The sequence below is a fragment of the Actinomadura sp. CNU-125 genome (assembly GCF_001942465.1).
In the GTDB taxonomy this organism is placed as follows: Bacteria; Actinomycetota; Actinomycetes; order Streptosporangiales; family Streptosporangiaceae; genus Spirillospora.
This window is the reverse complement of record NZ_MKJY01000362.1, coordinates 1-4,229: the sequence shown is the minus strand read 5'-3', so window position 1 is coordinate 4,229 and position 4,229 is coordinate 1. Positions and strand designations below refer to the sequence as shown.

Below are 4,229 nucleotides of genomic sequence, written 5' to 3'. Positions count from 1 at the left end.
TCCGGGCGGGGCACCATGCGGACCGCCTCGGCGGCCCACGCGTCGCGTTCGCCGTCCGCCCATGAAATTTCGCGGGTCGCGGGCGGTTCCAGCCCCTTCACGACCGGTTTGACCGGGCGGTCCCACGGCAGCGGGGGCAGGACGTCCGGCGGCGCGTCCGGCACGCCGATCGCGGGCGGCGGCGCGACGGCCGCGCGGACGTCGGCGGGCAGGTGCGCAGCGCCGCCGCGACCAGGACCGGGTTCGCCGCCGCGTGATCTTCGCAGGAGCCGCCGGCGTCCGCGCTCCGCGAGGCGGCCGAGCAGCCGGCACCGCCCGCACCGGGAAGCGCGCCTCCGCGGCCGGCAGCACCCGCCGCGCCTCCCGCCGCACCTGAGCGCGGACGCCCTTGCCCTCGACCAGGCCGAGGAGCGCGCCGAACGCCTCGTCGGACGGCAGCGCCGCCACCGTGTCGAGGACGAGGGCGCGGTCGCGGGCGGCGGCGCCGGGCCGGTCGAGGCAGCGCAGGAGGAAGGCGAGGAGGTCCGGGCCCGTCCCGTCCGCGAGCGTCACGAACTCGTCGCGGGCGTAGCCGGGGCGCGGCAGGAGGTCCGGACGGTCGAGCCGGGCGGCGTCGGCGAGCGACAGGCGGGCCAGGCGCCGCAGCCACGGGAGCCCCGCGGACTCCTCGACGGCCTCCTCCACCCAGTCCCGGCGGGTGGGCGCGAGGTAGGCGGTGACGCCGCGCGTCGCCGCGGTCGTCCGGTGGCGGGCCAGGCGCCGCACCGCGTCGTCGTAGTCGTCGTCGGAGGCGCGCGCGAGGAGCCGCCGGACGTGCCGCAGGACGCCGTCCGGATCGTCCTCGGGCCACACGCCCTCGTGCCGGACGACCACGATTCCGGGGCCGTCCTCGGCGGGCGCCGCGGTCAGCCGGGTCAGCTCCACCATGGCGCGGGCGGCGAACCCGATCCCGTGGTCGGCGTGCCCGCGGTCGGCGAACGCGCGGTGGACGGCCGGGCCGGAGACGGCCGCCGCGACCGCCGCGACCACCGCCGCCCCGGCGGCGTCCGGCGTCCCCGCCAGATGGCGCCGCGCGGCGTCGCGGACGCGCGCCGGCGGGAGGGCGTCGATGTGCGGCACCGCGGCGGCGACGATCCCGGGGACCTCGGCGGCCCGGTTCCCGCGCGGCGCCGGGACGGGCGTGCCGCCGCGCGGGGATGCAGGAACCGCAGCCAGGCGGACGGGAGGGCCAGGGCGTCCTCGTCGGGAAGCGCGGTCACGTGGCCTCCCCGGCGGCCATGAGCAGGTCGGTGAGCACCTCGGACGCGGCGACGAGATCGAGCGCGCCGAACCGCACGGGCGTCCCGGCGGCGCCGGGTTCGGTGACGGCGCGCACGCTGCGGATCGTCCAGTGGGCGGGGTCGTCCTCGCACCGGTCGAACTCGGCGACGACGTGCCGGTCGGCCGCGAAGCGGCGCGCGATCGTGTCGATGCGGTACCGGTTGCGGACCCTGAACCAGGCGCGGCCGGTCAGGGCCTCGACGGCGTCGCGCCGCACGTCCCGTCCCTCCAGCCGGGCCAGCACGGCGCCCGCGCGCTCGTCCTCGGTGAGCGTCCACACCGGGTGGTCGAGCTGCGCGAACGGCTGCAGCAGCTCGTAGTCGGCGAGGATCCCCGCCCACGTCGCGGCGGCCGCGCCGAGCCGCACCGGGTGCGCGACGGTGATCCGCGCGGCGGCGGACGGCTCGAACACGTCGTCGTCGGCGTCGGCGAACGTGCCGTCCTCGGCGATGCGGAACGCGACCGGCGCGCCGTCCCCCTCGCACAGCCACACGAGGCGGCGGGCGATCTGCCGGACGAGCGGGTCGCGGACCGCGTAGCCGCGGAACTCGTCGGGCGTCCACGCGCGTCCCGTCCGCATCGCCGACTCCAGCCGCACGACCTGGAACGACGCGGCGTCGGCGACCTTCTTGCGCAGCGTGGTGAACGCCGCGTGCGCGGCGGGGGCGAGCTCGGGGTCGTCCTTCTTGCCCGGTTTCGGGAGGGACTTGCGGAGCACGCCGTCCTCGTCGGTCACGACGGGCCGGAGCCGGGCGTCGAACCGGGCGGTGAACCGGCGCCGCCCGTAGTCGATCGTCACCGAGCCGTCGTCGTCCAGTCCGAGGTCGGGGACGAACCGGTCGCCGAGCGTCCCCGCGGACACGCCGCGCACGGCGGCCGCCCGGTCGAACGCCCGGCCCGCCGCCTTCCGCAGGCTGACGCCCGGCCACCGGACGGCCAGCTCGTGCAGGTCCGCCAGCGCCGTGTCGGTGCCGATCCCGACGAGGACGTCCAGGCCCTGCTTGGCCCGGTACATGCGCTCCTTGCCGGGCCAGGTGCGGACGAGGGGGGCCAGCACGGGGACGGCCCGGTCGTCGCCGAACCGGGCGAGCCGCGTCAGCGCCCAGGCGCCGTCGGCGGGCATCCCGGCCGACAGCCAGCCCTCGAACAGCGCCAGCGCGAACCCCGCCAGCGACTCGGGGTCGCACTCCCGCTCGACCACGTCCATGCCGTCCAGTTCGGGCATCGCCAGCAGCTCGACCAGGGTCCGGGCAGTCTCCGGCGAAAGGACCCGCTTCCGGTCGCGCAGGAACACCGGGGGCAGAACGGCCGGGTCGGCCCAGACGCCGGGCTTGGGGCGGCGCAGCAGACCGGTCGCCGCCGGGTGCGCGGCCAGGACGGCGCGCAGCCCGTCCGCCGCCGCCGGGACGACGCCCGCGACGGCGTCGACGCCGTGCCGTTCGGCGACGCGCCGCAGCACCGCCTCCGCCGCCCGCCGCCGCACCACGGGCTTGGCGAGCGCCGCCGGGACCACGAACGGCACCGCGGCGAGACCGTGCCGGTCGCACCAGTCGCGGGCGGCGGCGGCACCGCGCGTCCCGCGGGCGAGCCAGTCGCCCATCACCTCCGCGACCCCGGCGTCCAGGAAAGGCACGAGCAGGGCGGCGTGCTTCGCCTGCTCCGCCTTCGCCATGGCGTGCGCGAACGGCAGCGCGTCCCACCCGTACCGGGCGACGAGCGACTTCGGCCAGTCCCCCTCGTCGTCGAGCCAGGACATCGGCTCGTCCCACCCGGCGAGGACGGGCCGGACCCGCTCCTCCGGCCCGTACATCGCGATCCGGGCCCGGGTGACGGAGTTGGCCTCCTGGAAGGCGCTCTCCAGGTCGTCCCAGTTCACGTTCTCCGGGACGGGCATCTCGTCCAAGCCCGCGAGGGTCCATTCGTCGCGTTCGCCGTCCGCCCAGACCGTCGCCCGCGTCGCGGGAGGTTCGAGGCCCTGCACGATCGGCTTCACCGGCTCGTCCCACGGCAGCCCGCTCAGCGGCGCCGGAAGGCTCGCGGGGTCGGCCTCCGGCCGCTCCTCCCGCTCGCGCAGCACCGCCCGGGCGCCCTCGGGCAGCAGCCCGGCGAGTTCCGGACGGGCCCTGACGTGCGTCCTCAGCAGGTCCAGCGCCCGGGCGGTGTCGGTCGCCGCCAGCACCCGCGCCGCCCGCACCGGGAACCGCTCCATCATCGTCAGCAGCGCGGGCCGCACCCGGTCGCGGTCGGCGCGCTCCACCAGCGCGGCGAACGCGGCGTCCGTCGGGAGCAGCGTCACGGCCTCCAGCAGCATGTCGGCCTGGCGGGCGGGGAGGTTCTCGTCGACCACGGCCAGCAGGACCGGCAGGACGTGCGCGCCGCACGCGTCCAGCAGCGTCGCGAGCAGCCCCCGCGTGATGTCCGCGTAGAACAGCGCGGGCGACGGACCGGCGAGCCGCTCGGCCCGGTCGATCGAATGCAGTCTCAACATGCGGACGTCGTAGCCGCCGATCGGATCGGCCGCGCTCTCGTCCAGCCATTCCGCGTGGGTCGGGACGAGGTAAGACACGACGCGCCGCCGCGCCGCGTCCGTCCGGTGGTCCGCCAGTCGCCGGACGGCGTCCGCGTGCTCGGCGTCCGGCGCCGCCACCAGCAGGCGGCGGACGTACCGGAGCGTCTCCTCCTCCATGATGCCCAGGTGGAAGGTCTCGATCTGAACGGGCACGGGCCGCCCGTCCCGGGGCGGGACCCGCAACCGGCTCAGCTCCACCGCCGCGCACGCCGCGAACCCGAGGCCGTGCCCCGCGCGCCACAGATCGACGAACGGCCGGCACCGCCCGTCCGTGTTCTCCCCGGCGAGCGCGACGGCCTCGACGACGGCGGCCCCGACGGCGTCGGGCTCCCCGCCCAGG

At 77.5% G+C, this 4,229-nt stretch carries 2 protein-coding genes; both read right to left on the bottom strand.

The features are described from left to right. Nucleotides 1-1,119 (bottom strand): hypothetical protein (locus BJF79_RS33355; RefSeq protein ID WP_262402917.1); only part of this gene is annotated, 1,119 nt, incomplete at its 3' end. Nucleotides 1,120-1,255: 136 nt separating this feature from the next. Further along, on the bottom strand, nt 1,256-4,229 hold a 2,974-nt coding region (locus tag BJF79_RS33350), incomplete at its 5' end, for a DUF4132 domain-containing protein (RefSeq protein WP_075903433.1).